General features: G+C 67.5%; 23 protein-coding genes. 14 read left to right on the top strand and 9 right to left on the bottom strand.

Translation table 11 applies throughout. The annotated features are described in order from the left end of the window. Positions 1 to 245: 245 nt before the first annotated feature. From IQ292_RS09620 to IQ292_RS09640, 5 genes are all read left to right on the top strand, one after another. On the top strand, positions 246 to 632 hold the full coding sequence (locus IQ292_RS09620) for a curli assembly protein CsgF (RefSeq protein ID WP_238941001.1): 387 nt from the start codon (positions 246 to 248) through the stop codon (positions 630 to 632). Position 633: 1 nt separating this feature from the next. Next, positions 634 to 1,611 (top strand): CsgG/HfaB family protein, encoded by a 978-nt coding sequence (locus tag IQ292_RS09625; RefSeq protein ID WP_203310112.1) that lies wholly within the window; start codon positions 634 to 636, stop codon positions 1,609 to 1,611. Between the two features lie 206 nt (positions 1,612 to 1,817). Next, complete coding sequence (locus IQ292_RS09630) at positions 1,818 to 2,372, top strand: hypothetical protein (RefSeq protein ID WP_203310113.1); 555 nt, start codon at positions 1,818 to 1,820, stop codon at positions 2,370 to 2,372. A 102-nt stretch (positions 2,373 to 2,474) separates the two neighbouring features. Further along, positions 2,475 to 3,071, top strand: a complete 597-nt coding sequence (locus IQ292_RS09635; RefSeq protein ID WP_203310114.1) for a hypothetical protein — start codon at positions 2,475 to 2,477, stop codon at positions 3,069 to 3,071. Between the two features lie 10 nt (positions 3,072 to 3,081). After that, positions 3,082 to 3,828: a hypothetical protein gene (locus tag IQ292_RS09640; RefSeq protein ID WP_203310115.1), complete on the top strand. Its 747-nt coding sequence runs from the start codon at positions 3,082 to 3,084 to the stop codon at positions 3,826 to 3,828. Positions 3,829 to 3,896: 68 nt separating this feature from the next. Here the strand turns inward: IQ292_RS09640 and IQ292_RS09645 are convergent, their stop codons facing one another. Further along, on the bottom strand, positions 3,897 to 4,286 hold the full coding sequence (locus IQ292_RS09645; RefSeq protein WP_203310116.1) for a JAB domain-containing protein: 390 nt from the start codon (positions 4,284 to 4,286) through the stop codon (positions 3,897 to 3,899). A 399-nt stretch (positions 4,287 to 4,685) separates the two neighbouring features. Here IQ292_RS09645 and thyA point away from each other — a divergent pair, with 399 nt between their 5' ends. The 3 genes from thyA (at position 4,686) to IQ292_RS09660 (ending at position 7,178) form a co-directional block, all read left to right on the top strand. Continuing rightward, the gene (gene thyA, locus IQ292_RS09650) at positions 4,686 to 5,582 is read left to right on the top strand and encodes a thymidylate synthase (RefSeq protein WP_203310117.1); all 897 of its coding nucleotides are present in this window, start codon (positions 4,686 to 4,688) and stop codon (positions 5,580 to 5,582) included. Between the two features lie 113 nt (positions 5,583 to 5,695). Next, on the top strand, positions 5,696 to 6,163 hold the full coding sequence (locus tag IQ292_RS09655) for a dihydrofolate reductase (protein ID WP_203310118.1): 468 nt from the start codon (positions 5,696 to 5,698) through the stop codon (positions 6,161 to 6,163). Between the two features lie 88 nt (positions 6,164 to 6,251). After that, a complete protein-coding gene (locus IQ292_RS09660) occupies positions 6,252 to 7,178 on the top strand; it encodes a bifunctional riboflavin kinase/FAD synthetase (protein WP_203310119.1) in 927 nt (308 codons plus the stop codon). Positions 7,179 to 7,256: 78 nt separating this feature from the next. On the opposite strand, the gene IQ292_RS09665 is transcribed toward IQ292_RS09660, so the two are convergent. The 3 genes from IQ292_RS09665 to queF form a co-directional block, all read right to left on the bottom strand. Beyond that, positions 7,257 to 8,540: a glycoside hydrolase family 130 protein gene (locus IQ292_RS09665; RefSeq protein ID WP_203310418.1), complete on the bottom strand. Its 1,284-nt coding sequence runs from the start codon at positions 8,538 to 8,540 to the stop codon at positions 7,257 to 7,259. 49 nt (positions 8,541 to 8,589) lie between these two features. Then, positions 8,590 to 10,860, bottom strand: coding sequence for a glycosyltransferase family 4 protein (locus tag IQ292_RS09670; RefSeq protein ID WP_203310120.1), 2,271 nt, complete (start codon positions 10,858 to 10,860; stop codon positions 8,590 to 8,592). 128 nt (positions 10,861 to 10,988) lie between these two features. Further along, positions 10,989 to 11,435, bottom strand: coding sequence for a preQ(1) synthase (queF, locus tag IQ292_RS09675; RefSeq protein ID WP_203310121.1), 447 nt, complete (start codon positions 11,433 to 11,435; stop codon positions 10,989 to 10,991). A 29-nt stretch (positions 11,436 to 11,464) separates the two neighbouring features. Here queF and IQ292_RS09680 point away from each other — a divergent pair, with 29 nt between their 5' ends. From IQ292_RS09680 to IQ292_RS09695, 4 genes are all read left to right on the top strand, one after another. Continuing rightward, positions 11,465 to 13,012, top strand: coding sequence for a cryptochrome/photolyase family protein (locus tag IQ292_RS09680; protein WP_203310122.1), 1,548 nt, complete (start codon positions 11,465 to 11,467; stop codon positions 13,010 to 13,012). A gap of 71 nt (positions 13,013 to 13,083) precedes the next feature. Continuing rightward, positions 13,084 to 13,941, top strand: coding sequence for a 3-mercaptopyruvate sulfurtransferase (gene sseA / locus IQ292_RS09685; RefSeq protein WP_203310123.1), 858 nt, complete (start codon positions 13,084 to 13,086; stop codon positions 13,939 to 13,941). Further along, positions 13,928 to 15,127, top strand: coding sequence for a cystathionine beta-lyase (gene metC, locus IQ292_RS09690; RefSeq protein WP_238940973.1), 1,200 nt, complete (start codon positions 13,928 to 13,930; stop codon positions 15,125 to 15,127). The genes sseA and metC overlap by 14 nt, the downstream gene beginning before the upstream one ends. Positions 15,128 to 15,422: 295 nt before the next feature. Further along, a complete protein-coding gene (locus IQ292_RS09695; RefSeq protein ID WP_203310125.1) occupies positions 15,423 to 16,217 on the top strand; it encodes a TorF family putative porin in 795 nt (264 codons plus the stop codon). 124 nt (positions 16,218 to 16,341) lie between these two features. On the opposite strand, the gene IQ292_RS09700 is transcribed toward IQ292_RS09695, so the two are convergent. From IQ292_RS09700 to IQ292_RS09720, 5 genes are all read right to left on the bottom strand, one after another. Continuing rightward, positions 16,342 to 16,752, bottom strand: coding sequence for a DUF3035 domain-containing protein (locus IQ292_RS09700; RefSeq protein WP_203310126.1), 411 nt, complete (start codon positions 16,750 to 16,752; stop codon positions 16,342 to 16,344). Then, entirely contained in the window at positions 16,745 to 17,254 is a 510-nt protein-coding gene (gene lspA, locus IQ292_RS09705) for a signal peptidase II (RefSeq protein ID WP_203310127.1), read from the bottom strand. Before lspA ends, IQ292_RS09700 begins: the two co-directional genes overlap by 8 nt. After that, the gene (gene ileS, locus IQ292_RS09710; RefSeq protein WP_203310128.1) at positions 17,247 to 20,060 is read right to left on the bottom strand and encodes an isoleucine--tRNA ligase; all 2,814 of its coding nucleotides are present in this window, start codon (positions 20,058 to 20,060) and stop codon (positions 17,247 to 17,249) included. The genes lspA and ileS overlap by 8 nt, the downstream gene beginning before the upstream one ends. 189 nt (positions 20,061 to 20,249) lie before the next feature. Then, complete coding sequence (locus IQ292_RS09715) at positions 20,250 to 20,474, bottom strand: hypothetical protein (protein WP_203310129.1); 225 nt, start codon at positions 20,472 to 20,474, stop codon at positions 20,250 to 20,252. 148 nt (positions 20,475 to 20,622) lie between these two features. Beyond that, positions 20,623 to 22,593, bottom strand: coding sequence for an OPT family oligopeptide transporter (locus IQ292_RS09720; protein ID WP_203310130.1), 1,971 nt, complete (start codon positions 22,591 to 22,593; stop codon positions 20,623 to 20,625). 358 nt (positions 22,594 to 22,951) lie between these two features. Here IQ292_RS09720 and IQ292_RS09725 point away from each other — a divergent pair, with 358 nt between their 5' ends. Together IQ292_RS09725 and IQ292_RS09730 are read left to right on the top strand one after the other, a co-directional pair. Then, complete coding sequence (locus IQ292_RS09725; RefSeq protein WP_203310131.1) at positions 22,952 to 24,247, top strand: homoserine dehydrogenase; 1,296 nt, start codon at positions 22,952 to 22,954, stop codon at positions 24,245 to 24,247. Continuing rightward, positions 24,244 to 24,747 carry a methylated-DNA--[protein]-cysteine S-methyltransferase gene (locus IQ292_RS09730; RefSeq protein WP_203310132.1) on the top strand — a complete coding sequence of 168 codons (504 nt, stop codon included), beginning with the start codon at positions 24,244 to 24,246 and terminating at the stop codon, positions 24,745 to 24,747. The genes IQ292_RS09725 and IQ292_RS09730 overlap by 4 nt, the downstream gene beginning before the upstream one ends. The last annotated feature ends 14 nt before the right edge of the window (positions 24,748 to 24,761 follow it).

A 24,761-nucleotide genomic window follows, 5' to 3' on the forward strand; every position in this document is an offset into this window, starting at 1 on the left:
CTCTGGAAAGGCGGCAGACAATCTAAAGAAGATCTTATCAGGCCGCGATTTTGTGCTTGATAATATGCCTTTTGATTCACCTACTTGTCGGAGACGAGATCATTTAGGGACATCCTGGCCCTGATTAACCACAGATAATCGTTGGCAATCTGGATGTGCCGGCGTAATCGGTTATCAAGAACTTAACGATCAGGGGGTTTGGATACATGGCCTGGCGTAAGACCATGGCGAGTCTGGCAGCTGTGATGCTGACATTGCCCACGATTGCCGTGGCGCAAGACCTGACGTATCAGCCGGTCAATCCGAGATTTGGCGGAAACCCATTCAATTCAAATCACTTGTTCGCCGAAGCTAACGGGCAGAACAAATATCAGGATCCCAACGACCCGTCGAACCAGTCGCAGGCGGAGCTGTTCGCACGGCAATTGCAGTCGCAGCTGCTGTCATCGCTTTCCACGCAGGTCACCAATGCGATCTTCGGTGCGAACCCGCAGCAGAGCGGTACGATCACCTTCGGGTCGCAGACCATCCAGTTCGTCCGTGGGCTGGACAGCGTGACGCTGACCATCACCGACACGACGACGGGCAAGACGACGGTCATCACCGTGCCCACGCTGGTCAAGGCGAGCTGAGATGCGGACCGCTCTCGCCCTTCTCGCATCCGTCGGTCTGTCGGGTTGCGCGGCCTATAACGTCGGCCCTTCGCGCTTCAGCACGGCCGCCTTCATCCCGGCGAAGACGCCGACGGAAGTGCGGCTGAACCAGCTGCCGCCGCCTGCGCGGCCGCTGTCGGTCGCGGTCTATGGCTTCGGCGACCAGACCGGGCAGTTCAAGCCGAGCGAACAGGGGCAGACCCTGTCCCGCGCGGTCACCCAGGGCGCCGGATCGATCCTGGTCAAGGCGCTCCAGGATGCGGGCAACCGCCAGTGGTTCACCGTCGTGGAACGCGAGCAGTTCAAGAACCTGCTCAACGAGCGGCAGGTGATCCGCGAGATGCGGGAGCGCTATCTGGGGGAGGCGAACGTCAATGCCCAGGCGCTGCCGTCGCTGCTGTTCGCCGGCGTGCTGCTCGAGGGCGGCGTCATCGGCTACGACACCAACACCGTCACCGGCGGTGCGGGGGCGGCGTTCCTGGGCCTGGGCGCGAGCACGCAATATCGGCAGGACACGGTGACCGTGTATCTGCGCGCGGTATCGGTTCGGACGGGGGAGGTGCTGACGACGGTAACCGCCTCCAAGACGATCGCCTCGCGGTCCCTGAACGCGAGCACGTTCCGCTACGTCGCGTTCAAGGAACTGCTCGAGGCGGAGATGGGGATCACGACCAACGAGCCGGACCAGCTCGCCCTGCGTCAGGCGATCGAGAAAGCGGTCTACGGCCTGGTCCTCGAAGGCGTCGACCTGAAGCTGTGGGCGTTCAAGGCCCCGGAGGCGGGCGCGCCGCTTCTCGAGGCCTATAAGGCGGAGCGCGACGGCAAGTTCGCGCCCGATAAGGTCGAGACCGCGATGAAAGCGGCAAATTCGGCGCCGCCGCTCAAGGTTTTGGCGACACGTGACCGGTTGAAGGGCGACGACGGCCCGGACGCCGGCAACAAGAAGGGGTCGCCATAAGGAACGTCGGCCGGCGTCCTCCCGGATGGAGAGATGCCGGTCGTACGGCCGTCCCCCCCGCGGCGATTGTACGAAATGGGGGTCTTCACGACGGGGCGGCAACCCCGTCGTGAAGGAGCGTTGCCATGGAAACAACGATCATGCACCGCGCCGGCGTGCCGGCGGGGCCGCATGGTTATCATCTCACACCTTAAGGAATGACAACCATGAAGATTCTCGTTTTGGCTTCGGCCTCCGTCCTCGCCTTCGCCGCGCCGGCCGCCGCGCAGAGCGGCTTCCCCAGCAACGTCTCGTACATCGAGCAGGTCGGCAATGCGAACAACGCCACCCTGCTGCAGAGCACCGACAACGCGATCTCGCTGGTCGCGCAGCAGGGTTCGCTCGAGTCCGTTCAGGTCGAGCAGAGCGGTGCGACCAACTATTCGCAGATCTCGCAGGGCGTTGGCGCCGGCGGCAGCAGCGCGAACCGCGCCGTAGTCCTCCAGTCGGGCACGAACGGTAAGAGCTCCGTCCAGCAGCTTGGCACCAGCAACTACGCCAACGTCACCTTCTCGCCGGGTTCGACCAATGCCTATTCGCTGCTGACGCAGGGCGGCACCGGGAACAGCGCGATCATCTCGAACGGCGACACGTCGAACGCGTCGGTCGTCACCGAGACCGGCGATTACAACAAGGCCAATATCTTCCAGATCGGCTGGAACAACTATTCGGTGCTCGCCCAGAGCGGATACGGCAACGTCGCTTCGGTCACCCAGAAGTAACCGGACAGGATGGCGGGGGTTCGACGGCTTCGTCGCAATCCCCGCCCACGTCCCGGTCTTTTGCCTTCCGCGTTGACGGACGGGAGTAGAAGGATCAGGCAAATGAATGGTGTCCGACTAACCATGCTCGCCGTCCTCGCGACCTGTGTCGCCTGCGGCGGTGCTTCGGCGCAACAGCTTGCCGACCCGATCGGCGCGTCGTCCAGCGCCTTTATCGCGCAGGTGGGCGACGTGCAGAGCGCAAAGGTGACGCAGAACGCGGCGAGCAGCCAGACCGTGGTCCATCAAGCCGGGACCGGCAACGTCGCCGCGGTGACGACCACCGGCGCCGGCAGCGCGGTGGCGCTGATCGATCAGTCGGGTCGGGCGAATACCGCGCTCGCCTGGCAGGGCGGGCCGGGCGAACAGGATCTCGTGGTTCAGCAGCGGGGCAATGACAATCTGGCGGCTGCGCGCCAATTGGGCGCGGGCGGCAACAATATCGCAGCGCTCAGCCAGATCGGCGCGCGCAACGTCATCACGCTCGATCAGTCCGGTGCGTCCAACGTCGCCAAGCTCGTCCAGGTCGGCAACGACAATGTGATGACCGCGGCGCAAAGCGGCAATCGCAATACCCTCGATTGGCAGCAACAGGGGAACAATGCGATGGATATCAAGGTCGTGCAATCCGGCGGCGCGTCCGCGACGATCCGCCAATGATGGCCCGCCGGTGACGGGCCGTCCGTGCGATGCCGACGACGCTCCGTCGTGGATCGGTCACCTGTGGCGATTGGCGCTCGCGCTCGTCCTGATATTCCCGGCGATCATGCCGACCGCGGCGACCTGTCAGCGCGTCGACGCGCTGCTGGGTGGCGGCCCCCCGTATGCGCCCGCCGGCGCCGATGCGGTCGGGATCGCGCAGGTCAACGAGGGGCAGCGCCCCGACCCCGTCGCGGATATGCGGCTCGACCCGCCGGTGCGGGCGCCGGCGGTCGCGCAGATCGGATCGGCCGACCGAGCGATCGCCTCGACGCCATCGGCAGCGCAGCGCGACCTTGGCACACAGGCCGGACCGCCGCTGGCACAGGCCGGTGACAGTCGCGCGCTGTCCGTGGCGCGTATCGCCGGCCATGACCGCTGCGATCCGCAAGGTGCGAGGAATACGGTCGCTCCGTCCTGCAAGACGGTGATCGAGACCCGGGCCGACAGTTTCACAACCGAACGCCGTGATCTGTCTCCGGAGCAGCGCTTGGCCGCCGAACGCGACGCTGCCGAGGACAGGCGCGGCATCGTCACCGAGGCGAAACGCGCGGGCAGCGGCGGCATCGATCCGACGTCTTCTGACGGTCAGGCATTGGCCGCGTTTCTCCAGGCGGAGCAGGCGCGCGCGGCAGCCGCTGCGGAAGCCGCCGCCAATGCCGCGAAGACCGGCGCAGCGGTATCCGTCGCCGTGTCCGTCCTGGGCGGGGGAAAATGATCGGCAGGTGGTTATGAGCCGGGGCGGCATGCCGTCCCGCACGCACGCCGCTGCGGTGGGCCACGCCGTTACAGGATACCCAGATCGCGAAAGCTGACCGTCGTCAAGCCGGTCAGGATTAGATGATCGGCGAGCACCAGGCCAAGGGGCTGCGCGACGCGGGCAAGGGCACGCGTGAAGGTGAGATCTGCAGCGCTCGGCGTCGGGAGACCGCTGGGATGGTTGTGGGCCAGGATCAGTGCGGCGGCATCCTGCACCAAGGCGGCGCGAACGATGTCGCGCAGCGACGGCGATACCGAGCCCCTGCGGCCCTCGAAATCGAGCATGGCGAGAAGCCTCCATTCCGGATCGAGTAGCGCGACCGCCGCGCGCTCCGCCGGGGCGTGGCGCAGATCGGCGAATAGCGCGGCTGCACTCGAGACATCGGCGATGCGGGGCAGGACGGGGGCGGGATGCACGGTTCACCCTGACGCGCGATCCCGATCCCTGCACGGCGAAGTGTGTCCGCTTCGGTGGAAACCGTCACGGCGGATGGTGCGTGCTGCGGTTGCGACAAGGACCGTGGCTAGGATCTACCCGAGCTTCGCGTTCGCGGAATTCCCGCGTGCATGCCGCTGACGGGACGGCTTCGTACGGGACGATCGATGTGGGTAGCCGTGGCGTGCGTCGTGCCGCGCGGAAACGCGAGCGGGAAACGGGTGCGTGGCGCGGCAGGACCGGCTATGGTCGCGCGCCCGGCTGGGTCAGGCGGCCATCCTCGGCAGCAGGGCACTGGCGGACGGTCGCTCCCGAGCTCCGGCCGGCGGCCTTTCACGGGCGAGCCTGGCGGGACAAGTGTCGGTGGTGGAGTGTTGTGGATGAATCACGCGGAGAGCCAGTATCTTGCTCTACTGGATCACGTCCTCGCCAAGGGAGACGAACGCATGGACCGCACGGGGGTGGGGACCAGGTCGCTCTTCGGCGCGCTCATCCGGTTCGACCTGAGCGGGGGCCAGGTACCCATCCTCACGACCAAGCGCGTCTATTGGAAGACCGCGCTGAAGGAGATGCTCTGGTTCCTGACCGGCGGGACCAACATACAGGATCTGCTCCGCGAGAACGTCCGTATCTGGAGCGATTGGCCGCTGGCGCGCTATCGACGAGAGACCGGCGCGTCGATCACGCAAGCCGAATTCGAGGAGCGGATACTCGCCGATGACGCGTTCGCGCACGCATGGGGCGACCTCGGGCCGGTATATGGCAAGCAGTGGCGGCGATGGCTCGACGGGTCGGGCAGGGAGCACGATCAGATCGGCGACCTGGTCGAGACGCTGAAGACGAATCCGTCCAGCCGCCGCATGCTGTTCCACGCCTGGAACGTCGGCGAGCTCGACCAGATGGCGCTGCCGCCATGCCACATGGTCTATCAATTTCACGTCACCTCGCGCGGCGAGCTCAACTGTCTCCTCTTCCAGCGGTCGTGCGATCTGTTCCTGGGGGCCGCGTTCAACTTCTTCGGCGCGGCGGCGCTGGTCCACATGCTCGCGCAGCAGGCCGGCCTGACCCCCGGCGAGCTGGTCTGGGTGGGCGGCGATGTGCACGTCTACCTCAACCATCAGGATCAGGTGCGCGCGCAACTGGGACGGGAGCCGAGGGAATTCCCCACGATGCGGCTCCTGCGCAATCCCGGATCGATCGATGGATACCGGTTCGCCGATTTCGCGGTCGACGGTTATTCCCCCCACCCGCCGATCCACGGCGATGTCGCCGTCTAGCCGTTCACGACGGTTGGTCGGATCCATGGAGGCCACAGAAACAACATGAGCAACAGCGCGATCGACGCCGCGGCATCGCTAGTCGCGGGGCCGGTGCTGTGCGGGGCGACGTCATGACGATCCTGTTCGTGCTCGCCCGCGCCGCCAATGGCGTCATCGGCCGCGATGGCCAGCTGCCCTGGCACCTTCCGGCCGACCTCCGGCATTTCAAGGCGATGACGATGGGCAAGCCGATGATCATGGGCCGCAAGACGTTCGAGAGCTTTCCGGCGCCGCTGCCAGGCCGGCGGCACATCGTGTTGACGCGTGATCGCCGCTGGGCACGGCCTGGCGCCGAGGTGGCGCACGGCACGCAGGAGGCGCTCGCGCTGGCGGGCGAGGGTGACATCGCCGTGATCGGCGGCGCGGAGATATTCGCGCTGTTCACGCCCGATCGCATCGCGCTGACGGAGGTGCATGGCAACTTCGAGGGGGACGCCGTGGTGCCCCCCTTCACCGGTTTCCATGAGGTGGCGCGCGAGGATCATCCCGCGTCGGAGGGACGGCCGGCCTATAGTTTCGTGACGCTGGCGCGGGAATGAGGCCGCGCCTTTCCCGTCCGACGTTCGGTCGCCGCGGGGCGCCGCCGGGCATTGAGTCGCCCGCCGTCCTCCCCTAGGACGCGCCGTCATGGAGCGGCTTGACGGCGGCTCGGCCATTCCGCCGCATCTGGCCGGCGGCATCGTCGCGCTCGGCAATTTCGACGGATTTCACCTCGGTCACCAGGCGGTTGTCGGCCGGGCCGTCGCGCGCGCTCGGGCAGAGGGCCGCCCGGCGCTGGTCGCGACGTTCGATCCGCATCCCGTACGGCACTTCCGCCCCGAGACGCCGCCGTTCAGGCTGACCACGCTCGACCAGCGCGAGCGGCTGTTCGCGGCCGCCGGTGTGGATGCGATGATCGTCTTCCATTTCGACGCCGCGCTCGCGTCGCTGTCGGCCGAGGACTTCGTCATGCTGCGCCTGTTCGACCTGCTTCGGGTCAAGGGCGTCGTCACGGGCGAGGATTTCACCTTCGGCAAGGGCAAGCGCGGCACCGTGGCCGATCTCGCGATCTTCGGTGACGCCTTGGGATTCGCCGCCGAGACCGTCGCGCCCGTCATGCTGGAGGGCACCGCGGTCTCGTCCAGCCGCATCCGCGAGGCACTCCGCGCGGGCGACATGCGCGGCGCGGCGCGGCTGCTTACCCGGCCGTTCGCGATCGAGGGTGTCGTCCAGCACGGCGACAAACTTGGCCGGACGATCGGCTATCCGACCGCAAACCTGGACATGGGCAAATATCTGCGGCCGGCCTACGGCATCTATGCGGTGACGGGACGACTGCAGGACGGAACCATGCTGAAGGGCGCGGCGAACCTTGGCATCCGCCCCACGTTCGATCCGCCGAAGGAACTGCTCGAGCCCCATTTCTTCGACTTCGCGGGCGACCTGTATGGCCAGACGATCGAGGTCGCGCTCGTGGACTATCTTCGGCCAGAGGCAAAATTCGACGATCTCGACGCGCTCGTCCGCCAGATGGACGCGGATTGCGCGCGCGCTAGGATGATATTGGGCGCCTGATGCGCGGCGCCGGTGTCGGGGCGCGAGTCAGGCACACGGCATCCGCGCCTGGTCACCTGGTCCGACACGCCGGCGCGATCACGCCATGGCGGCGAGCATCTCCGTGATCTTGACGAACGCAAAGCCGACGGAGCTGTCGGCGATGCCATAGGGCAGGAACAACGTGTCGCCGTGGCGGATCGCGCCGCACGAGTAGACGACGTTGGGCACATAGCCCTCCCGATCCTGATCCTTCGCCGCCAGGAGGGGTTCGACGGTGCGGCCGATCACCTTGGCGGGATCGTCCTTGTCGAGCAGGACCGCGCCGATCGAATATTTGCGCATCGCGCCGACACCGTGCGTCAGCAGCAGCCAGCCCTCGTCGAGCTCGATCGGCGGCCCGCAATTGCCGATCTGCACCAATTCCCAGGGATAGACGGGCGTCAGGATCTTCTCGCCCTCGTCCCAATGCTCGAGACTGTCCGACTTGAGCAGGAACAGGTTTTCACCGTCCTGCCGTCCGATCATCATATACTGGCCGCCGACCTTGCGCGGGAAGAGCGCCATGCCCTTGTTGCGCGCCGCCGGGCCGGACATCGGCACCAGGTCGAACGCACGAAAATCTCGCGTGCGCATCAGCTCGGACTGGATCACCGATCCGTTATAGGCGGTGTAGGTGCCGATCCACTCGAAGCTGCCGTCGTCGTGCTGGAAATGCACGATGCGCAGATCCTCCAGCCCCTTCGACTGCGCGCTGGTGATCGGGAAGATCACCGTGCCAGACAGCGTCGAGTCGCGATGGCGGTAGACGGTGACGGGGCCTTCCGGCATTTCGTCTTCCATCGCTTCCGCGACGTCCGCGGCGGTGGCGAAGGGCGGTTCGGGCGCCAGCTTCAGCTGATTCTGGTCGGTGATGATGCCTTCGCGAAAGGCGACCGAACTGATGTGCCCCTCGCCGACGGAACGCAGCGACATGAGGATGCGCATCGACCCGGCCGGCATGCCCGACTGGTCGAAATGCGGCACGGCGCTGGGGTTCATCAGCGCCGCAGCGGCATAGCTGTATTCGTGGCAGAAATAGGCACCGATCAGCTGGCGCTTCTCGTCGCCGATCTCGCTGCCGTCGAGACCGAGCAGGTCCGCGATCTCGTCGTAGCGCGTCATGAACACGCGCCGCGTCTGCCAGTGGCGCGCCTCGAAATCCTTCAGCACGACCTCGAGTTCGTCGCGCGCCTGCTGCGGCGTCATCTTCAGCACTTCGCCGACCAGACGCTCGGTCCGGTTCGGCGCACCGCCCTTGCCGCCCCAGGCGATGTGGAAGGGACGCACGACGACGCGCGAGGGATCCGCGTGCAGCCGCAGCTCGTGGTTGAACAACTCCATCGCGGGGTACAGCCTCACCGGTCGTTACAGGCCGTCGCCGCAGGATCGATCACGCGACGACGCGGCCGGTCCCTGCCACGCCTTGGGCAGACTTTCCAAGAGCCGAAATCGCACAATTCGCCAGTTGCAGCGCCAAAATGGACTCGGCGCCCTGGTTGCGATTGAGACCCGTCGGCATCAGCCCGTCGAAGCAGCCGCCATCGGCGCTCGTCGCCAGCGGCAGGTCGAGGTCGTTCTGCCCGAGATACCAGGCATAGGCGCGCTCGGCCTCGACCAGCCAGCGCCCGTCGCCCGTCGCCGCATAGGCGGTGGCACAGGCGTCGACGGTAGCCTGCGCCTCCAGCGGCTGCTGATCGAACTGCAGCGGTTCCGCGTAAGGACGGTGGAAGCTCTCGGTGCCGACGGCGCGGAAGCGCCCCTCGGGCGAGGTCTGCTTCGCCACGATCCAGTCGAGCGTCTCCAGTCCGCACGCGACCAGCTCCTGCCGGCCCAGCGCCATGCCGGCCTGGATCAGACCCTGCGGCAGTCGCGCATTGTCGTAGGCGAGCACGATCTCGAACCACTGCCATTCCGGACGGCGGGCCTCTTCGAGCAGCGCGAGCTGATCATCGGGGAAACGTTCCAGGATGGTCCGCGCCAGTTCGTGGCCCGGCGAGGCCTCTAGCATCGCCGCCGCGCCCAGCATCGCGAACGACTGCGCCCGCAGCGAGCCGAGGTCGAGCGCGCAGCTGGCGGTCGCGTCGAACATGGCCTTCGCCCAGTCGCGGTGCTTCGGCTCGCGGGCATCGCGCGCGGTGACCCCCAGCGCCCAGACGGTGCGGCCGTTCGAATCCTCACTGCCCACGTCCTCGCACCACGTGCGGTCGAAGTTCATGAAGTTGCGGAAGCGGCGTGCCTCGGGGTTCCAGGCATATTGCAGGAACGAGGCATAGACCGTCGTCCACTTGTCACGCGTCACGGGATCGATGTCGTCGATCGCGCTCATCAGCATCAGCGCGCGCGCATTGTCGTCGATGCAATATCCGTGGCGGCGGTCGGGCACCGAATAGATCGAGTGCTGGAGCATGCCCGTGGCGTCACTCATCCGCTCGACCGCCGCGAAGTTCGGCGCGAGCGGACGAACCTTGGGCTGCGCCTGGTTGAGCTTGCGAGGGTGGGCGGCGACCGATGCCTCCACCTGCGCAAGCGTCGCCTCGGCGAGGCGCGGCCAGATCATCGTCCGCCCCCGGTCATAGGCACGCCGTGCCAGACGCATGCGATCGCGGCTGTTGGCCAGCAGCCGCTCGATCTCGCGCGAGAAGGCGGCGACGTCGCGGAAATCGACCAGGATGCCATGGCCGTCGGCCAGAATCTCCGTGGCATGGACGTAGGGTGTCGAGATAACGGCCTTGCCGACCCCGACCGCGTAGGACAGCGTGCCGCTCGTGATCTGCGCCGGGTTCAGGTACGGCGTCGCATAGATATCGGCCGCCTGCAGATACTCGATCAGTTCGTCGTGCTCGACGAACCCGTCGATGAAGGCGACGTTCTTGCTGATCCCCAGGTCGGCGGCCAGGGCCTTCAGGCGATCGCGATACGCCTCGCCCTCATGCGCGACGAGGTTTGGGTGCGTGGCGCCCAGCACGACGTAGAGTAGATCGGGATGCTTCTCGGCGACGGCGGGCAGTGCCTCGATCATCGTCTCGATGCCCTTGTTCGGCGCGAGCAGGCCAAAGGTCAGCACGACCTCGCGGCCTTCCCAGCCAAACCGCGGCTTGAGCTGATCGGGATCGACGAAGGCGCGGTCGGGCACGCCGTGCGGGATCATGGCGATCTGGCGCGGATTGGCGCCATAGACGCGACGCACGATTTCGCGCCCGCGTTCGGCCATGACGACGACCTTGGCGGAGCGGCGCAGCAGCCCCTCCATGACACGCCGCTCGTCGGCGTTGGGCTTCTCCAGCACGGTATGCAGCGTCGCGATGACGGGCAGGGTGGTGCGATCGAGCAGCGAGAGCAGGTGCTCGCCCGCCGGCCCGCCGTAGATGCCATATTCGTGCTGCACCCAGATCGCCTGCGCACCGCTCGTTTCGATGCGGCGGGCGGTGTCGATATAGGAGGAAAGCTCGTTCTGCGGGATCGCGCCAGTGACGGCGGGGGGATAGGCGTAGCGGCCGGGGTGATCGTCCATCGCATAGACGTCGACCTGTACGTCCGGAAAACGATCATGCATCGCTTGCCACACGTCGGTCGTGAACGTTGCCAGGCCACATTGGCGCGGCAGGAAATTGCCGATCATCGCCAGATGCTTGATATCGCCCGTCGCCGCGTTGCCCGCCATGCCAAACCCTTCGCTACCGCAGAAAGGCTCCCGGACCGGCCGAGAACCTTACGAAAAGCTGAACACGCGAGGGGGGCAAAGGTTGCAGTATTGCTGCAATGCAGCGGCAGCTACAATGTTGAGGCAGATCAACCCCTTCCGCGATAAGGCGCGACACCTTGGTCGGGGAGCCAGAGCGCGGCCGGCGGCTGGCCGCTCTGCCAGAAGACGTCGATGGGGATGCCGCCGCGCGGATACCAATAGCCACCGATGCGCAGCCATGTCGGCTTCATCTCGTCGAACAGGCGCTGGCCGATGCCGACGGTGCAGTCCTCGTGGAAGGCGGCGTGGTTGCGGAACGATCCCAGGAACAGCTTGAGCGATTTCGATTCGACGATCGTCGCGTCCGGCGCATAGTCGATGACCAGGTGCGCGAAGTCGGGCTGGCCGGTGACGGGGCACAGGGAGGTGAACTCGGGCGCGACGAAGCGGACGCAATAGAGCGTGCCGGGGCGCGGATTGGGAACATAATCCAGGATGGCCTCTTCCGGGGAGGCGGGTAGGTGGCTCGTCTGGCCGAGATGCATCGGGGTCATGGCCGCGCATGTAGGAGCTTCGTGCCGCAATGAAAACGCTCGTTCCGATCCTTGGCGACCAGCTCAGTCCGCAGATTTCGTCGCTGGCCGGCGCCGATCCGGCACGGACCGTGGTGCTGATGATGGAGGTGGCGGAGGAGACCGGCTACGTCCGCCATCACAAGCAGAAGCTCGCCTACATCCTGTCCGCGATGCGCCATCACGCCGCCGCGCTCCGCGAGGCGGGCTGGACGGTCGACTATGTCGCGCTCGACGACCCCGAAAACGGCGGCAGCTTCACGGCGGAGGTCGCACGCGCGCTGGACCGCCACGACGCGGCGCGGATCGTCGTGACGGAAGCGGGCGAGTGGCGCGTCGCCGCGATGCTGGAAAGCTGGGCGACCCGGTTCGACGTGCCCGTCGACATTCGCATCGACGACCGGTTCCTGTGCACTCACGCCGACTTCGCCGCCTGGGCGGACGGACGCAGCCAGCTGACGATGGAATTCTTCTATCGCGACATGCGCCGCCGTACCGGCCTGCTGATGACGGACGGCAAGCCGGAAGGGGGGCAGTGGAATTTCGACAAGGAAAACCGAAAGCCTGCGCCCGGCGGTCGCCTGTTCGTGCCGAAAGCGCTGGCGTTCCGGCCCGACGCGATCACCCGCGACGTCATCGCGCTGGTCGAGCGCCGCTTCGGCAACCATCCGGGCAGTCTCGACGGCTTTGCCTGGGCGGTCACCGCAACCGATGCGGAAGCGCAGGCCGCGCATTTCTTCGCGGAAGCCCTGCCGAAGTTCGGCGACTATGAGGATGCGATGCTGACCGGAGAGCGGCATCTGTGGCACTCGATCCTGTCGCCCTATATCAACGCCGGCCTGCTCGATCCGCTCGACCTGTGTCGCCGCGCGGAGGCGGAATATCGCGCCGGTCGCGCGCCGCTCAACGCGGTGGAGGGCTACATCCGCCAGATCATCGGCTGGCGCGAGTTCATGCGCGGCATCTACTGGCGCGAGGGGCCAGACTATGTGACGCGCAATTTCCTGCGCCACGACCGTGCGCTGCCGGGCTGGTACTGGACGGGCGACACCGACATGCATTGCCTGAGGGAGGCGATCGGCCAGACGCTCGCCACCGCGCACGCGCATCACATCCAGCGCCTGATGGTCACCGGCAATTTCGCCCTGCTGATCGGCGCCGACCCGGCCGCGGTGCATCGCTGGTATCTGGAGGTCTATGTCGACGCCTATGAATGGGTGGAATTGCCCAATACACTGGGCATGAGCCAGTTCGGCGACGGCGGCCTCGTCGGCACCAAGCCCTATGTGTCCTCGGGGGCCTATATCGATCGCATGTCCGATTATTGCGGTCATTGCCGCTACGACGTGAAGAAGCGGATCGGTGCGGACGCCTGCCCGTTCAACGCGCTGTATTGGGATTTCATCGCCCGCCACGAGGGCAGGCTCGGCGACAATCCCCGGATGCGCATGCCGTACCGCACCTGGTCGCGGATGAGCGACCAGGACCGCGCGGCGACGCGCGCCCAGGCTGACGGTTTTCTCCGATCCCTCGACGCGAGCGGCGACACAGGCTACTAATGTCGTCGCGGGCCTCCTCCCCAGGCGTTTTCTGCCCGACGCTTGTACGTTTGTAACGGATGGAGAGAGACATGGACGCATTGGTGACCACCGAATGGCTGGCCAACGAACTGGGGGCGAGCGACCTGCGCATCGTCGATGCGACCTACGTCGACGCGGCGCTCGGTCGCGATCCGGCGGCAGAATATGAGGCGGCGCACATTCCCGGCGCCGTCTTCATGAACCTCGGCGAGCTGCGCGACACCGACAGCGATCTGCCCATGATGTTGCCGAGCGCGGAGAAGTTCGCGAGCCGCATGCAGAGCCTCGGCCTCGGCGACGGCAGCCGCATCGTCCTCTACGACACTTCGCCGTGGCATACGGCGGCGCGCGCCTGGTGGATGCTGCGCACCTTCGGGGCGCACGACGTCGCGATCCTCGATGGCGGCCTCGCCAAGTGGCAGGCGGAGGGTCGCGAGGTCGCGACCGGCAAGGAGACGCTGCGGCATCGCCATTTCACCGCCTGGCAGGATCGAAAGGGCGTGCGCACGCTCGACCAGATGAAGGCGAACCTCGATACCGGGGCCGAGCAGGTGGTCGACGCGCGCTCCGCGGCCCGCTTCACCGGCGAGGAGCCCGATCCGCGCCCCGCGACGCATGCGGGCCATATCCCGGGATCGCGCAACCTGCCCTATACCGGTCTGTTCAACGCGGACGGCACCTGGAAGCAGGGCGAGGCGCTGAAAAGCGCGTTCGAGGGTGCGGGCGTCGATATCGACAGGCCGATCGCGCTGACCTGCGGGTCGGGCATTACCGCCTCCACGCTCGCGTTCGGGCTGCACCTGTTCGGCCGCGACGCGGCGCTCTATGACGGCAGCTGGTCCGAATGGGGCGCGGACCGATCCACACCAAAGGCGATGGGAGCCGCACGGGACCTTGAACGAGCATGATACCGACCGCCCGCTGGACGATGCGACCCGCGTCGTCCAGGCCGGGCGGCGCCCCGAATGGACCGGCGGGATCGTCAACCCGCCGGTCTGGCGCGCATCCACCATCCTCTACGATTCGATCGCCGACCTGCGCGCCAACGGTCACGGGGATACGCATCACCGCCTCTATTACGGCCGGCGCGGCACGCCGACGCAATGGAGCCTCGCGGATGCCCTGACGAGCCTGGAGCCGGGGGCGGAGGCGACCTTCCTCTATCCGTCCGGCGTCGCGGCGGTCGCCGCCGCGCTGCTCGCGGTGCTGTCGCCGGGCGACGAGCTGCTGCTGGTCGACAGCGCCTACGAACCGACGCGGGGGCTCGCGAGTGGCCTGCTGAAGCGGTTCGGGATCACGACACGCTTCTACGACCCGCTGATCGGCGGCGGCATCGCGGACATGATCGGCGAGCGCACGCGCGCGATCTTCATGGAAAGTCCGGGCAGCCTGACGTTCGAGGTGCAGGACGTGCCCGCGATCGTCGCGGCCGCCAGGGCGCGCGGGGTCGCGACGCTGCTTGACAACACCTGGGCGACGCCGCTCTTTTTCCCGGCAATCGCGCATGGCGTCGATTATTCGATCCTCGCCGCGACCAAATATATCGTCGGTCATTCCGACGTGATGATGGGCTCGGTCACCGCCGCGCAAGGGCGTTACGCCGCGCTGCGCGATACGAGCTATCAGCTGGGGCAGGTGACGAGCCCCGACGACGCCTGGCTCGGCAGCCGCGGCCTGCGCACCATGGCGGTGCGGCTGGACCGGCATCAGCAGTCCGCACTGGAGATCGCCCGCTGGCTGCAAGCGCGCCCGGAAATTGCCGAAGTGCTGCATCCCGCGCTGCCTGGCTGCCCCGGCCACGAACTGTGGCGACGCGACTTCAAGGGATCGAGCGGCCTCTTCTCGTTCGTGCTCAACGGGGGCGACGAGGCGGCACGCGCCGCGTTCATCGACGCATTGTCGCTGTTCGGCATCGGCTACAGCTGGGGCGGATACGAGAGCCTCGTGATCCCGGTCGATGTCGCGCGGATCCGTTCGGTGGCGCGTCGCGCCTTTCCCGGCCCCCTCGTACGGCTCCAGATCGGCCTGGAGGCACCGGGCGACCTGATCGCCGATCTCGAACGCGGCCTGGCGGCCTATCGCGCGCTGACCTGATCGCGGGCCCGCTGCCACGACGGCTCCCGGACCACCGCAACGACCCGCTTTCCCAGCCTATTCTACATGATGAAACGCGCGCCTTGGGGCACGACTGCCCGTCATGCGCGGCTTTTCAGCAACATTGCGTTACGAAAACGCCGCATGACGTTCACAAATTGTTGTGCATCGCGCCATAATGGCGCATCAGGGGCTAGCTCGAACGAGTATCGTGCGCGCCCCGTTGGGGCGGACAGACGCGAGCCGGCGGGCCATGCAGGCGGGGACATCGATCTTCCATTCGAAAGGGGACACGATGCGCTTCACCACGATCCTGCTCGGCGGCCTTGCGCTGGCGAGCGCCGCGCCGGCCTTCGCTCAGGACGAGACCGCGCCACCGCCCGCGCTCAAGCTGTCGGGCGGCACGACGTTGATCAGCGACTATCGCTTCCGCGGCGCCACGCAGACCGACAGCGGGCCCGCGTTGCAGACGACGCTCAACCTCAATCACAAGTCCGGCTTCTATGTCGGCACCTTCATGTCTACGATCGACGGCTCGGGTCGCACGCCCGCGCTGACCGGCTACGGCCAGGCGGAAGTCGATCTCTACGGCGGTTTCACCAAAACGCTGAAGGGCGGGTTCGGGGTCGATGCCGGCCTGCTCTATTATTATTACGTTGGCCACGTCAGCGGGCAGAAGACCGACTTCTTCGAACCCTATGCCTCGATCACCTATACGGTCGGGCCGGTCGCCACCAAGGCGGGCGTCGCCTATGCCTGGGACGGGCAAAAGGGCCTGTCGGGCTTCGACGTGCGCTCGACCAACGACAGTAACATCTACGCCTATGGCGAAGCGTCCGTCGGCATCCCGACGACGCCGGTGACGCTGAAGGGGCATCTGGGCTATTCGAAGGGATCGCTCGGCTCGCTCAACATCCCGGGCAGCCGCGACGACGATTATTTCGACTGGTCCGCGACGGCGGAGGCGGTGGGTGGGCCGCTGAAGGTCGGTGTCAGCTATGTCGGAACCGACATCAGCAACCAGAACCGCTTCGCGCAGCGTCTGGGGCGTGGTTCGACCGTGTTGGCGTATATCGGGACGAGCTTCTGATCGTCGTGGAACGCCTCTCCCCTTGAGAGGGTGGGGCAAGGTGGGGGAGACCCGGGCGCCGGTCTCGGTGAGACGCGCCTCTCCCCCAGAACCCTCCCCCGAAGGGGAGAGGCTCAGCAGGTGCTTACTTCGCCGCGGCGCGCGCATCCTGGCCGTCGCCCTGCGGCGCGGCGACGATGTCGCGGGTCGTCGCGCCCTTGTCGACGACGTTCGTGTCGGGATCGCCGACGGACGAGCGGATGCCGGCATCCGCCGTATCGCCGCCCGCCTGCTGCAGCACGCCATTCTCGCCCTGGCTGCGCTGCGTATTGCCGCCGAACAGTGCGTCGAGCGTCTGGGCGGTATTGGCATTGTCCTGCGGACGCGCGGCGCCCGGCTGCGGCGGCACCAGCGAATAATCCGGCGGGATCACCAGCGGCGCCTGACGCGCCACGGCGAATTCGTCGGGCCGCGCGCGGTCGTAGCCGCGCTTGCCGCAACCGGACAGAAGGGCGACGCAGGCGAGGCCAGTGGCAACGGCAACGAACTTACGCATGGGGATTCTCCGAAACAGCGTCGCGCTTGTCGCGCATCAGGAGCGCGCGGACAAGCAGCACCAGCACGCCAAGGGTGATCGCCGCATCCGCGACGTTGAAGACGAGGAACGGCCGCCAGTCGCCGAAATGCAGGTCGGCGAAGTCGACGACATAGCCCAGCCGGACGCGATCGACGATATTCCCGATCGCTCCGCCGAGGATCGCACCCAGCGCGATCCTGTCGGCACGGTGGGTCTCGCGCGTCATCCATATGGCCACGGCGACCGCGATCGCGCCGGTCATCGCGACGAGCGCCCAGCGCATCCGATCGGTATCCGCATGCAGCAGGCCGAGCGACACGCCGTGGTTCGCCACGAAGCGGAGGTTGAAAAAGGGCGTCACCTCGCGCGCGTCGGACAGCGCGTCGAGGCCCAGGCCGTGGGTGACGCCGATCTTGGTGAGCTGGTCGACGACGAACAGCAATCCCGCCGCGGCGAGGCCGATCAAGGGCGGCTTACGCATGCGAGGGGGCACCCTTTCCCACGACGGTCGCGCAGCGGTCGCACAGCGCCCCGTCCGCGCCGACCTCCGGAAGGTGCCGCCAGCACCGCCCACATTTGTGATAGGCCGTGCGCGCGACCGACACGCCGTCCGCCTCGGCCACCTTGGCGACGATGAAGGTTTCGGCCAGCGCCTCGGCGGACAGTGGCAGATCAGGCACCGTCACCTCCGCCTCCAGGCTGGAGCGCACGGTCTTTTCGCGGCGCAGAGGCTCGATCGCCTCGGTCACCGTCTGGCGCAACGCGCGGACATCCGCCCAGTCGGTGGACAGGGGTTCGTCACCGGCCACGGCGGGCAGGTCCGGCCATTCCAGGAAATGCACCGACTGGTCGTCGCTCGGGAAGCGCGCCTGCCACACCTCTTCCGCGGTGAAGCAGAGCACCGGCGCGGCGTAGCGGACCAGCGCGTGGAAGAGCACGTCGAGCACGGTGCGGTACGCACGCCGCTTCGGATCGTCTGCGGCATCGCAATAGAGCGAGTCCTTGCGGATGTCGAAGAAGAAGGCGGACAGGTCCTCGTTGGCGAAGTCGGTCAGGCGACGCATGTAGCGGTTGAGCTCATAGCCTTCCGCCGCCTCGCGCAGGTCGGCGTCGAGCTGGCCCAGCAGCGTCAGGATGTAGCGTTCCAGCTCCGGCATCTTGGCGACCGGCACCGCCTCGGCATCGGTGAACCCGTCGAGCGCGCCGAGCAGATAGCGGAAGGTGTTGCGCAGCTTGCGATAGGCGTCCGACGCGGTCGCCAGCACTTCCTTGCCGATCCGTACGTCGTCGAAATAGTCGGTCGAGGCGACCCACATGCGCAGGATGTCGGCGCCGCTCTCGCCGATCACCTTCAGCGGGTCGACGACGTTGCCGAGGCTCTTCGACATCTTGCGCCCCTTGTCGTCGAGCGCGAATCCGTGCGTCAGCACCGCGTCATAGGGCGCGCGACCGCGCGTGCCGCAGCTTTCCAGCAGCGACGACTGGAACCAGCCGCGATGCTGGTCGGACCCTTCGAGATAAAGATTCGCGCGCACGTCCTCGCCATAGCGCGCCTCAACCGTGAAGACGTGCGTCGATCCCGAATCGAACCAGACGTCGAGGATGTCCTCGACCACCTCGTATTCCGCCAGATCATGGTCGGGGCCGAGAAGCGCCTGATGGTCCGCCGTGAACCAGGCGTCCGCGCCGCTCGCCTCGAAGGCCGCGACGATGCGCGCGTTCACCGCCGGGTCGACCAGATACTCACCGGTCTGGCGATGGACGTAGAGCGCGATCGGCACGCCCCAGGCGCGCTGCCGGCTGATCACCCAGTCGGGCCGCCCCTCCACCATCGAACGGATGCGGTTGCGGCTGCGCTCCGGCACCCAGCGGGTATGCTCGATCGCGTCGAGCGCCGTCTCGCGCAGCGTCGCGCCGTTGCTCGGCGTGTCCGGTCCGTCGCCCAGGATCGCGCGGTCCATCGGGATGAACCATTGCGGCGTGGCGCGGAAGATCACCTTCGCCTTCGACCGCCACGAATGCGGATAGCTGTGCGCGAAATCGTCGGAGGCGGACAGCAACGCCCCGACCTCGCGCAGATCGTTGCAGATCGGACCGTCCGCGCCGACGAACTTCTTGTTGATGACGCTGCCCTGACCGCCCAGCCACGCCCAGTCGGGCCGGTAGAAGCCGGCGCCGTCGACCGCGAAGACGGGGTCGATGCCATGCGCCTTGCACAGCAGGAAGTCGTCCTCGCCGTGATCCGGCGCCATGTGGACGAGGCCGGTACCTGCCTCGCGCGTCACGAAGTCGCCCGCCAGGAACGGCCGCGGCCTGGCGAAGAAGCCGCCCAGCGCGTGCATCGGATGCCGCGCGGTCGCCCCCTCCAGCACCGCGCCCTTCACCAGCGCGACGAATTCCTCCATCTTGATGCCCGTGCGCTTCATGAACGCGGGCATCAGGTTTTCCTCGACCAGGAACCGCCGGCCGCCGCAGGCGAACAGGATGTAGTCGAGCGCCGGATTGTAGGCGAGCGCCTGGTTGACGGGGATCGTCCACGGCGTCGTCGTCCAGATCACCGCGGTCGTGCCGACCAGTATGTCCGCTTCCGGCGCATGGTCGATCTCGAAGCCGACGTCGATCTGGGTCGAGACGATGTCCTCATACTCGACCTCCGCCTCGGCCAGCGCGGTCTTCTCGACCGGCGACCACATGACGGGCTTGGCGCCGCGGTACAGCTGGCCGCTCTCCGCGAACTTCAGCAATTCGCCGACGATCGCCGCTTCCGCGCCATAGTTCATGGTCAGATAGGGATCGGCCCAGTCACCCATGACGCCCAGCCGCTGGAACTGGCCGCGCTGGACGTCGACCCAGCGATCGGCATAGGCGCGGCATTCCGCCCGGAACTGTGCGACCGGCACCTCGTCCTTGTTCTGCTTCTTGGCGCGATAGGCCTCCTCGACCTTCCACTCGATCGGCAGGCCGTGGCAGTCCCAGCCGGGCACATAGGGCGCGTCCTTGCCCATCAGCGACTGGGTGCGGACGATGATGTCCTTGAGCACCTTGTTCATCGCATGGCCCATGTGGATGTCGCCGTTGGCGTAGGGCGGGCCGTCGTGGAGGATGAACAGCTCGCGGCCTTTGCGGATTTCACGCAGCCGGTCGTAGAGGCCGATCCGCTGCCAGCGCTCCAGGATCGCGGGTTCCTTCGCGGCCAGCCCCGCCTTCATCGGGAAGTCGGTCTTGGGCAGGAAGACGGTGTCGCGCCAGTCTTGTGCGGCGCCGGGAGCAGCGGATGCGTCGGTCATAGATCGGGCGGTCTTAGACCAAGTCCACGAACCATTCACTATGGATAATGCGCGCTTCCGCTCGGGGGATAATGCGCGCGTCCGCTCGGGGGATAATGCGCGCGTCCGCTCGGGGGATAATGCGCGCGTCCGCTCGGGGGATAATTCGGGCGTCCGCTTGGGGGATAACGCGCGCGTACGCTCCGGCGCTCAAGGAGCGTTCGGGCGGTCGTCGTCACTGACCTGCGGCACATCCGCGTTATCCCCCTTGCGCCGGGGGCAACGCACCGGCGGCAAACGGTCGACCTTTGACAGCAGCGTGAGGAGAAGCGGGATGTCTTCGGTGATATAGGTGTCGGTCGGTACGGCCACGCCTTGGCGCAGCGCCTCCCCAATGGCGGCAAGGCGACGACGGTCTTCTTCTGGCGACGGCACGTCCGAACCTGATCCTACGCATACGATAGAACCCGGTGATCGCCGTCCGGGGGGGGGGAGGGCAGGCGATCACCGGGTTCGTAAGGCAGAACGGCGAAACCGCGCAGGCGTTCCGCGCGCTACCGCACCGTTCGTCGCATAAAGACGCTCAGCGGGCCGTCACCATGCGTCGCGTGTAGCGATAGAGCGCGGCGACGAGGAGCAGAAAGGCGATGGTGCCGCCGACCAGCGCGATCGTCGCGAAGCCGTCGCCGACCAGCGCGAGCGGCGCGTCGGAATTGGTCAGGTAGACGATGACCGCGAAGGCGACGCCCCACAGGCTTTCGCCGACGATCATGCCGGTCGCGGTCAGCACGCCCATGCGCTTCGCACCCTCCGCGTCGACATGGGTGTCCGCCCAGCGATCGTAGAAGAAGCCGATGATCGCGCCGATCACGACCGGCAGCGTCACCGCCATCGGCAGATAGACGCCGAGGCCGATGCCGAGCGGCGGCAGGCGCAGCTTGCCCATCCGGCCCAGCACCTCGTCGAGGGCGATCACCGCGACGCCGACAAGCGCGCCGACGCCGATCATCCCCCAGTTGAGGTCGCCGCCCAGCACACCCTTGGCCAGCGCGGAGATCAGCGCCGCCTGCGGCGCGGCGAGCGCGTTCGGACCTGCGCCGGGCGCGCCCTGGAAGCCGAGCGTGGTGGCGAGCAGTTCGAGCACGGGCGGCACGACCAGGCTGCCGAAGATCACGCCGAAGACGAGCGCGACCTGCTGCTTCCACGGCGTCGCGCCGACCAGCTGGCCGGTCTTCAGGTCCTGCAGATTGTCGTTGGAGATGGTCGCGACACCGAACACGATGCCGGTGACGATCAGCGCATAGGCGACGAGCGCCTGCGTCGTCTCGGGCGGCGTGCCGCGTCCGAACAGGCCGACCAGCATCAGGCTGGCGGCGAGGACGGAAAGGATGCCGATGCCGGAGACCGGGCTGTTGGACGCGCCGATCAGGCCCGCCATGTAGCCGCAAACCGCCGCGATCACGAGGCCGAGGACGAGGATGAAGACGAGCGCGCCCGCGATCAGCGCGACCGCCGATCCGGCCAGCGGCCCGCCCGCGATCACCGACCAGAGCAGGCCGGCGATCGGTACCAGCACCGCCAGGCTGACGATGCCGACGAGCCCGATCGGCAGGTCGCGCTCGCCAAGCTCGAGAACCGCGCCGCCGCGTTTGGCCTGACTCGCCGCGATCGACGAGCGAATGCCGGCGAGCACGGGGCCGATGATCTTCAGCAGCGTCCAGATCGCCGCGACGCCGATCACGCCCGCGCCGAGGAAGCGCACGTCGCTGCGGAACACGCCGCCTGCCCAGGCTTCTACGGTCACGCCGACCGCGGCGGGGGACAGCGCGGTCAGATAGGGCAGGGCGACCCACCAGCCGATCACCACGCCGACCAGCATCGCCATGCCGACGGAAATGCCGACCAGATGCCCCGCGCCGATCAGCGCGAAGGACAGGCCGCCCGAGATCCCGGTCGCGCCCGCGCCGACGCGGAAATAGTGCGCCGCTTCCGCCGCGACGATGCGGGTCTGCGTCAGGATCGCGAAGCCCGCGGAGGCGATCGCGTTGACGACGATCAGCTTCAGGCCGCGCGCGCTTTCCGCCTCGCCCGCGCGGCTGCCCGCGCCGACCATCAGCACCTCGGCGGCGGCGCGACCCTCGGGATAGGGAAGGTCGGTGTCGACGACGAGCGCGCGGCGCAGCGGCACGGAGAACATCACGCCCAGGATGCCGCCCGTCGCGGTGATGCCCGCGGTGAGCAGATAGGGAAAGCCGCTCCACCATCCGATCATGACGAGGCCGGGCAGCACGAAGATAATCGCCGCCAGCGTTCCCGCCGCCGAGGCGACGGTCTGGACGATGTTGTTCTCGAGGATCGTCGCACCGGGCAGATAGCGCAGCACCGCCATCGAGATCACCGCGGCGGGGATCGAGGTGGCGAAGGTCAGCCCGACCTTCAGCCCGAGATAGACGTTGGCGGCGGTGAACAGCAACGTGATGAGGCCGCCGAGCAGGATTCCGCGGACGGTGAGCTCGGCGATCGGCCGCTCTGGGGCGGTTCGGGTGTCGGTCATGCGGCAATGCGTGGCACGAATGCCGCCGTGCCGACAAGGGCGCGCGTGGTTTTGTCATGGGGTCGGGTGCCGCGCGCAGGATGGCATTCGCCATCGCCAGCGATGCCAGCGCCAATACCCCTGCCCTCATCCCCGCGCAGGCGGGGATCCAGAAACGCTGCCGTCGCAGGTGGACTCCAACGGACGTTCCGGGTCTGGATTCCCGCATGGGCGGGGGTGACGGGATTGGGGAAGCGAGCGGCACCACCCGGTTTCGTTCTTGCGGAGAGAGAGGGCGAACTTCGCCGCAACCTTCCTATCCACGAAACAAGGTTGCGCCGTCTCGACATCTGGCGTTGTTTTCCGCTAGGCGGCCGCAATGACCGATCATCAACCCTTGCGCGTCGCCCTTGCTGGTCTCGGCACCGTCGGCGGCGGCGTCATCCGGCTGCTCGACGCCAATCGCGACCTCATTGCCCGCCGCGCCGGCCGCGCGATCGAGATCGTGGCGGTTTCCGCGCGCGACAGGACGAAGGACCGGGGCGTCGACCTGTCGCGCTTCGCCTGGGTGGACGACACGGCCGAACTCGCCGCCTTCGAAGGGGCGGACGTGGTCGTCGAGCTGATCGGGGGTTCCGACGGGCCGGCGCTGACGCTCGCGCGGCGTACGCTGGGCGCGGGGCGTGGCTTCGTCACCGCGAACAAGGCGATGCTCGCGCACCACGGTCTCGAGCTCGCCGCCGCGGCGGAAGCGGCGGGCGTGCCCTTGAAGTTCGAGGCGGCGGTGGCGGGCGGCATTCCCGTCATCAAGGGCCTGCGCGAAGGCGCGGCGGCGAATGCCATCGGCCGCGTCTACGGCATCCTCAACGGCACCTGCAATTTCATCCTCTCCAAGATGGAGGCGGAAGGCCGCGACTTTGCCGATGTCCTCGCCGAGGCGCAGGCGCTGGGCTATGCAGAGGCCGATCCGAGCTTCGACATCGACGGCGTCGACGCGGCGCACAAATTGTCGATCCTCGCCAGCATCGCCTTCGGCACCCGCCCGGCCTTCGCGGACGTCGCCACCGGCGGTATCCGCCATGTCATCGCCGCAGACATCGCGGAAGCCGCCGCGCTCGGCTACAAGGTCCGCCTCGTCGGCGTCGCGGAATCCGGGCCGCACGGCCTGTTCCAGCGGGTTCATCCGCATCTGGTGCCGATCGACCATCCGCTGGCGCATGTCACCGGCTCGCTCAACGCGGTTGTGGCGGAGGGCAATTTCGTCGGGAGGCTGTTCTTCCAGGGCGCCGGTGCCGGCGACGGTCCGACCGCGAGCGCCGTCGTCGCCGACCTGATCGACATCGCGCGCGGCGAGTTCGGGCCGCCCTACGCCATGCCGGCCGCCGCGCTCATCGAGCAGGATCGGGCGGACAGCGGCGCGCGCCGCGGTCGCGCCTATCTGCGCTTCACCGTCGAGGATCGGGTCGGCGTGCTCGCGGAGATCGCCGCGGCGATGCGCGATGCCGGCGTCTCGATCGAAAGCCTGATCCAGCGCGGCACCACCGCCGACGGCAAGGCCCTGGTCGCGATCGTCACGCACGAAGGGCCGGAACGCTGCGTCGCGCAGGCGCTGGAAAAGCTGCGCGGCTCGTCGAGCCTGGCGGGCGCGCCGCTGTGGATGCACATCCTCGGATGACGGCGCTCGCGCGGCATGTCGTTGCCTCCCCGGTCGGCGCGCTGACGCTGGTGGCGGAGGACGCCGGTCTGGTCGCGATCCTGTGGCCGGACGCGGGCGAGGCGACGAGGGTGCCGCTGCCGGACACACGCGACGATGCGTCGCATCCGGTGCTGCGCGAGGCCGCGGCGCAGCTCGACGCCTATTTCGCCGGAACGCGGCGTCGCTTCGACCTGCCGCTCGCCCCTCGGGGCACGTCCTTCCAGCGGCGCGTCTGGGACGCCCTCGCCGCCATCCCCTTCGGCGCGACGCGCAGCTATGCCGATATCGCCGCCGCGATCGGGTCGCCCGCCGCCGTCCGTGCGGTCGGTGCCGCGAACGGACGCAATCCCATCTCGATCGTCATCCCCTGCCACCGGGTCGTCGGCAGCGGCGGCGCGCTGACCGGCTTCGCGGGCGGCCTCGCCGCCAAGCGGCATCTGCTCGCCTTCGAAAGCGCGCAGGGCGGCTTCGGCTTCTGACGGAACCGCTGCGC

The sequence above is a fragment of the Sphingomonas beigongshangi genome, from assembly GCF_016820445.1.
Taxonomy (GTDB): domain Bacteria; phylum Pseudomonadota; class Alphaproteobacteria; order Sphingomonadales; family Sphingomonadaceae; genus Sphingomonas; species Sphingomonas beigongshangi.

Bases quoted from the DNA above. Each gene is read 5' to 3' on its own strand.
- IQ292_RS09620 (WP_238941001.1), top strand. From the start codon at position 246: ATGCTGACATTGCCCACGATTGCCGTGGCGCAAGACCTGACGTATCAG.
- IQ292_RS09625 (WP_203310112.1), top strand. From the start codon at position 634: ATGCGGACCGCTCTCGCCCTTCTCGCATCCGTCGGTCTGTCGGGTTGC.
- IQ292_RS09630 (WP_203310113.1), top strand. From the start codon at position 1,818: ATGAAGATTCTCGTTTTGGCTTCGGCCTCCGTCCTCGCCTTCGCCGCG.
- IQ292_RS09635 (WP_203310114.1), top strand. From the start codon at position 2,475: ATGAATGGTGTCCGACTAACCATGCTCGCCGTCCTCGCGACCTGTGTC.
- thyA (WP_203310117.1), top strand. From the start codon at position 4,686: ATGAATCACGCGGAGAGCCAGTATCTTGCTCTACTGGATCACGTCCTC.
- IQ292_RS09655 (WP_203310118.1), top strand. From the start codon at position 5,696: ATGACGATCCTGTTCGTGCTCGCCCGCGCCGCCAATGGCGTCATCGGC.
- IQ292_RS09660 (WP_203310119.1), top strand. From the start codon at position 6,252: ATGGAGCGGCTTGACGGCGGCTCGGCCATTCCGCCGCATCTGGCCGGC.
- IQ292_RS09665 (WP_203310418.1), bottom strand. From the start codon at position 8,540: ATGGAGTTGTTCAACCACGAGCTGCGGCTGCACGCGGATCCCTCGCGC.
- IQ292_RS09670 (WP_203310120.1), bottom strand. From the start codon at position 10,860: ATGGCGGGCAACGCGGCGACGGGCGATATCAAGCATCTGGCGATGATC.
- queF (WP_203310121.1), bottom strand. From the start codon at position 11,435: ATGACCCCGATGCATCTCGGCCAGACGAGCCACCTACCCGCCTCCCCG.
- IQ292_RS09680 (WP_203310122.1), top strand. From the start codon at position 11,465: ATGAAAACGCTCGTTCCGATCCTTGGCGACCAGCTCAGTCCGCAGATT.
- sseA (WP_203310123.1), top strand. From the start codon at position 13,084: ATGGACGCATTGGTGACCACCGAATGGCTGGCCAACGAACTGGGGGCG.
- IQ292_RS09695 (WP_203310125.1), top strand. From the start codon at position 15,423: ATGCGCTTCACCACGATCCTGCTCGGCGGCCTTGCGCTGGCGAGCGCC.
- IQ292_RS09700 (WP_203310126.1), bottom strand. From the start codon at position 16,752: ATGCGTAAGTTCGTTGCCGTTGCCACTGGCCTCGCCTGCGTCGCCCTT.
- lspA (WP_203310127.1), bottom strand. From the start codon at position 17,254: ATGCGTAAGCCGCCCTTGATCGGCCTCGCCGCGGCGGGATTGCTGTTC.
- ileS (WP_203310128.1), bottom strand. From the start codon at position 20,060: ATGACCGACGCATCCGCTGCTCCCGGCGCCGCACAAGACTGGCGCGAC.
- IQ292_RS09720 (WP_203310130.1), bottom strand. From the start codon at position 22,593: ATGACCGACACCCGAACCGCCCCAGAGCGGCCGATCGCCGAGCTCACC.
- IQ292_RS09725 (WP_203310131.1), top strand. From the start codon at position 22,952: ATGACCGATCATCAACCCTTGCGCGTCGCCCTTGCTGGTCTCGGCACC.
- IQ292_RS09730 (WP_203310132.1), top strand. From the start codon at position 24,244: ATGACGGCGCTCGCGCGGCATGTCGTTGCCTCCCCGGTCGGCGCGCTG.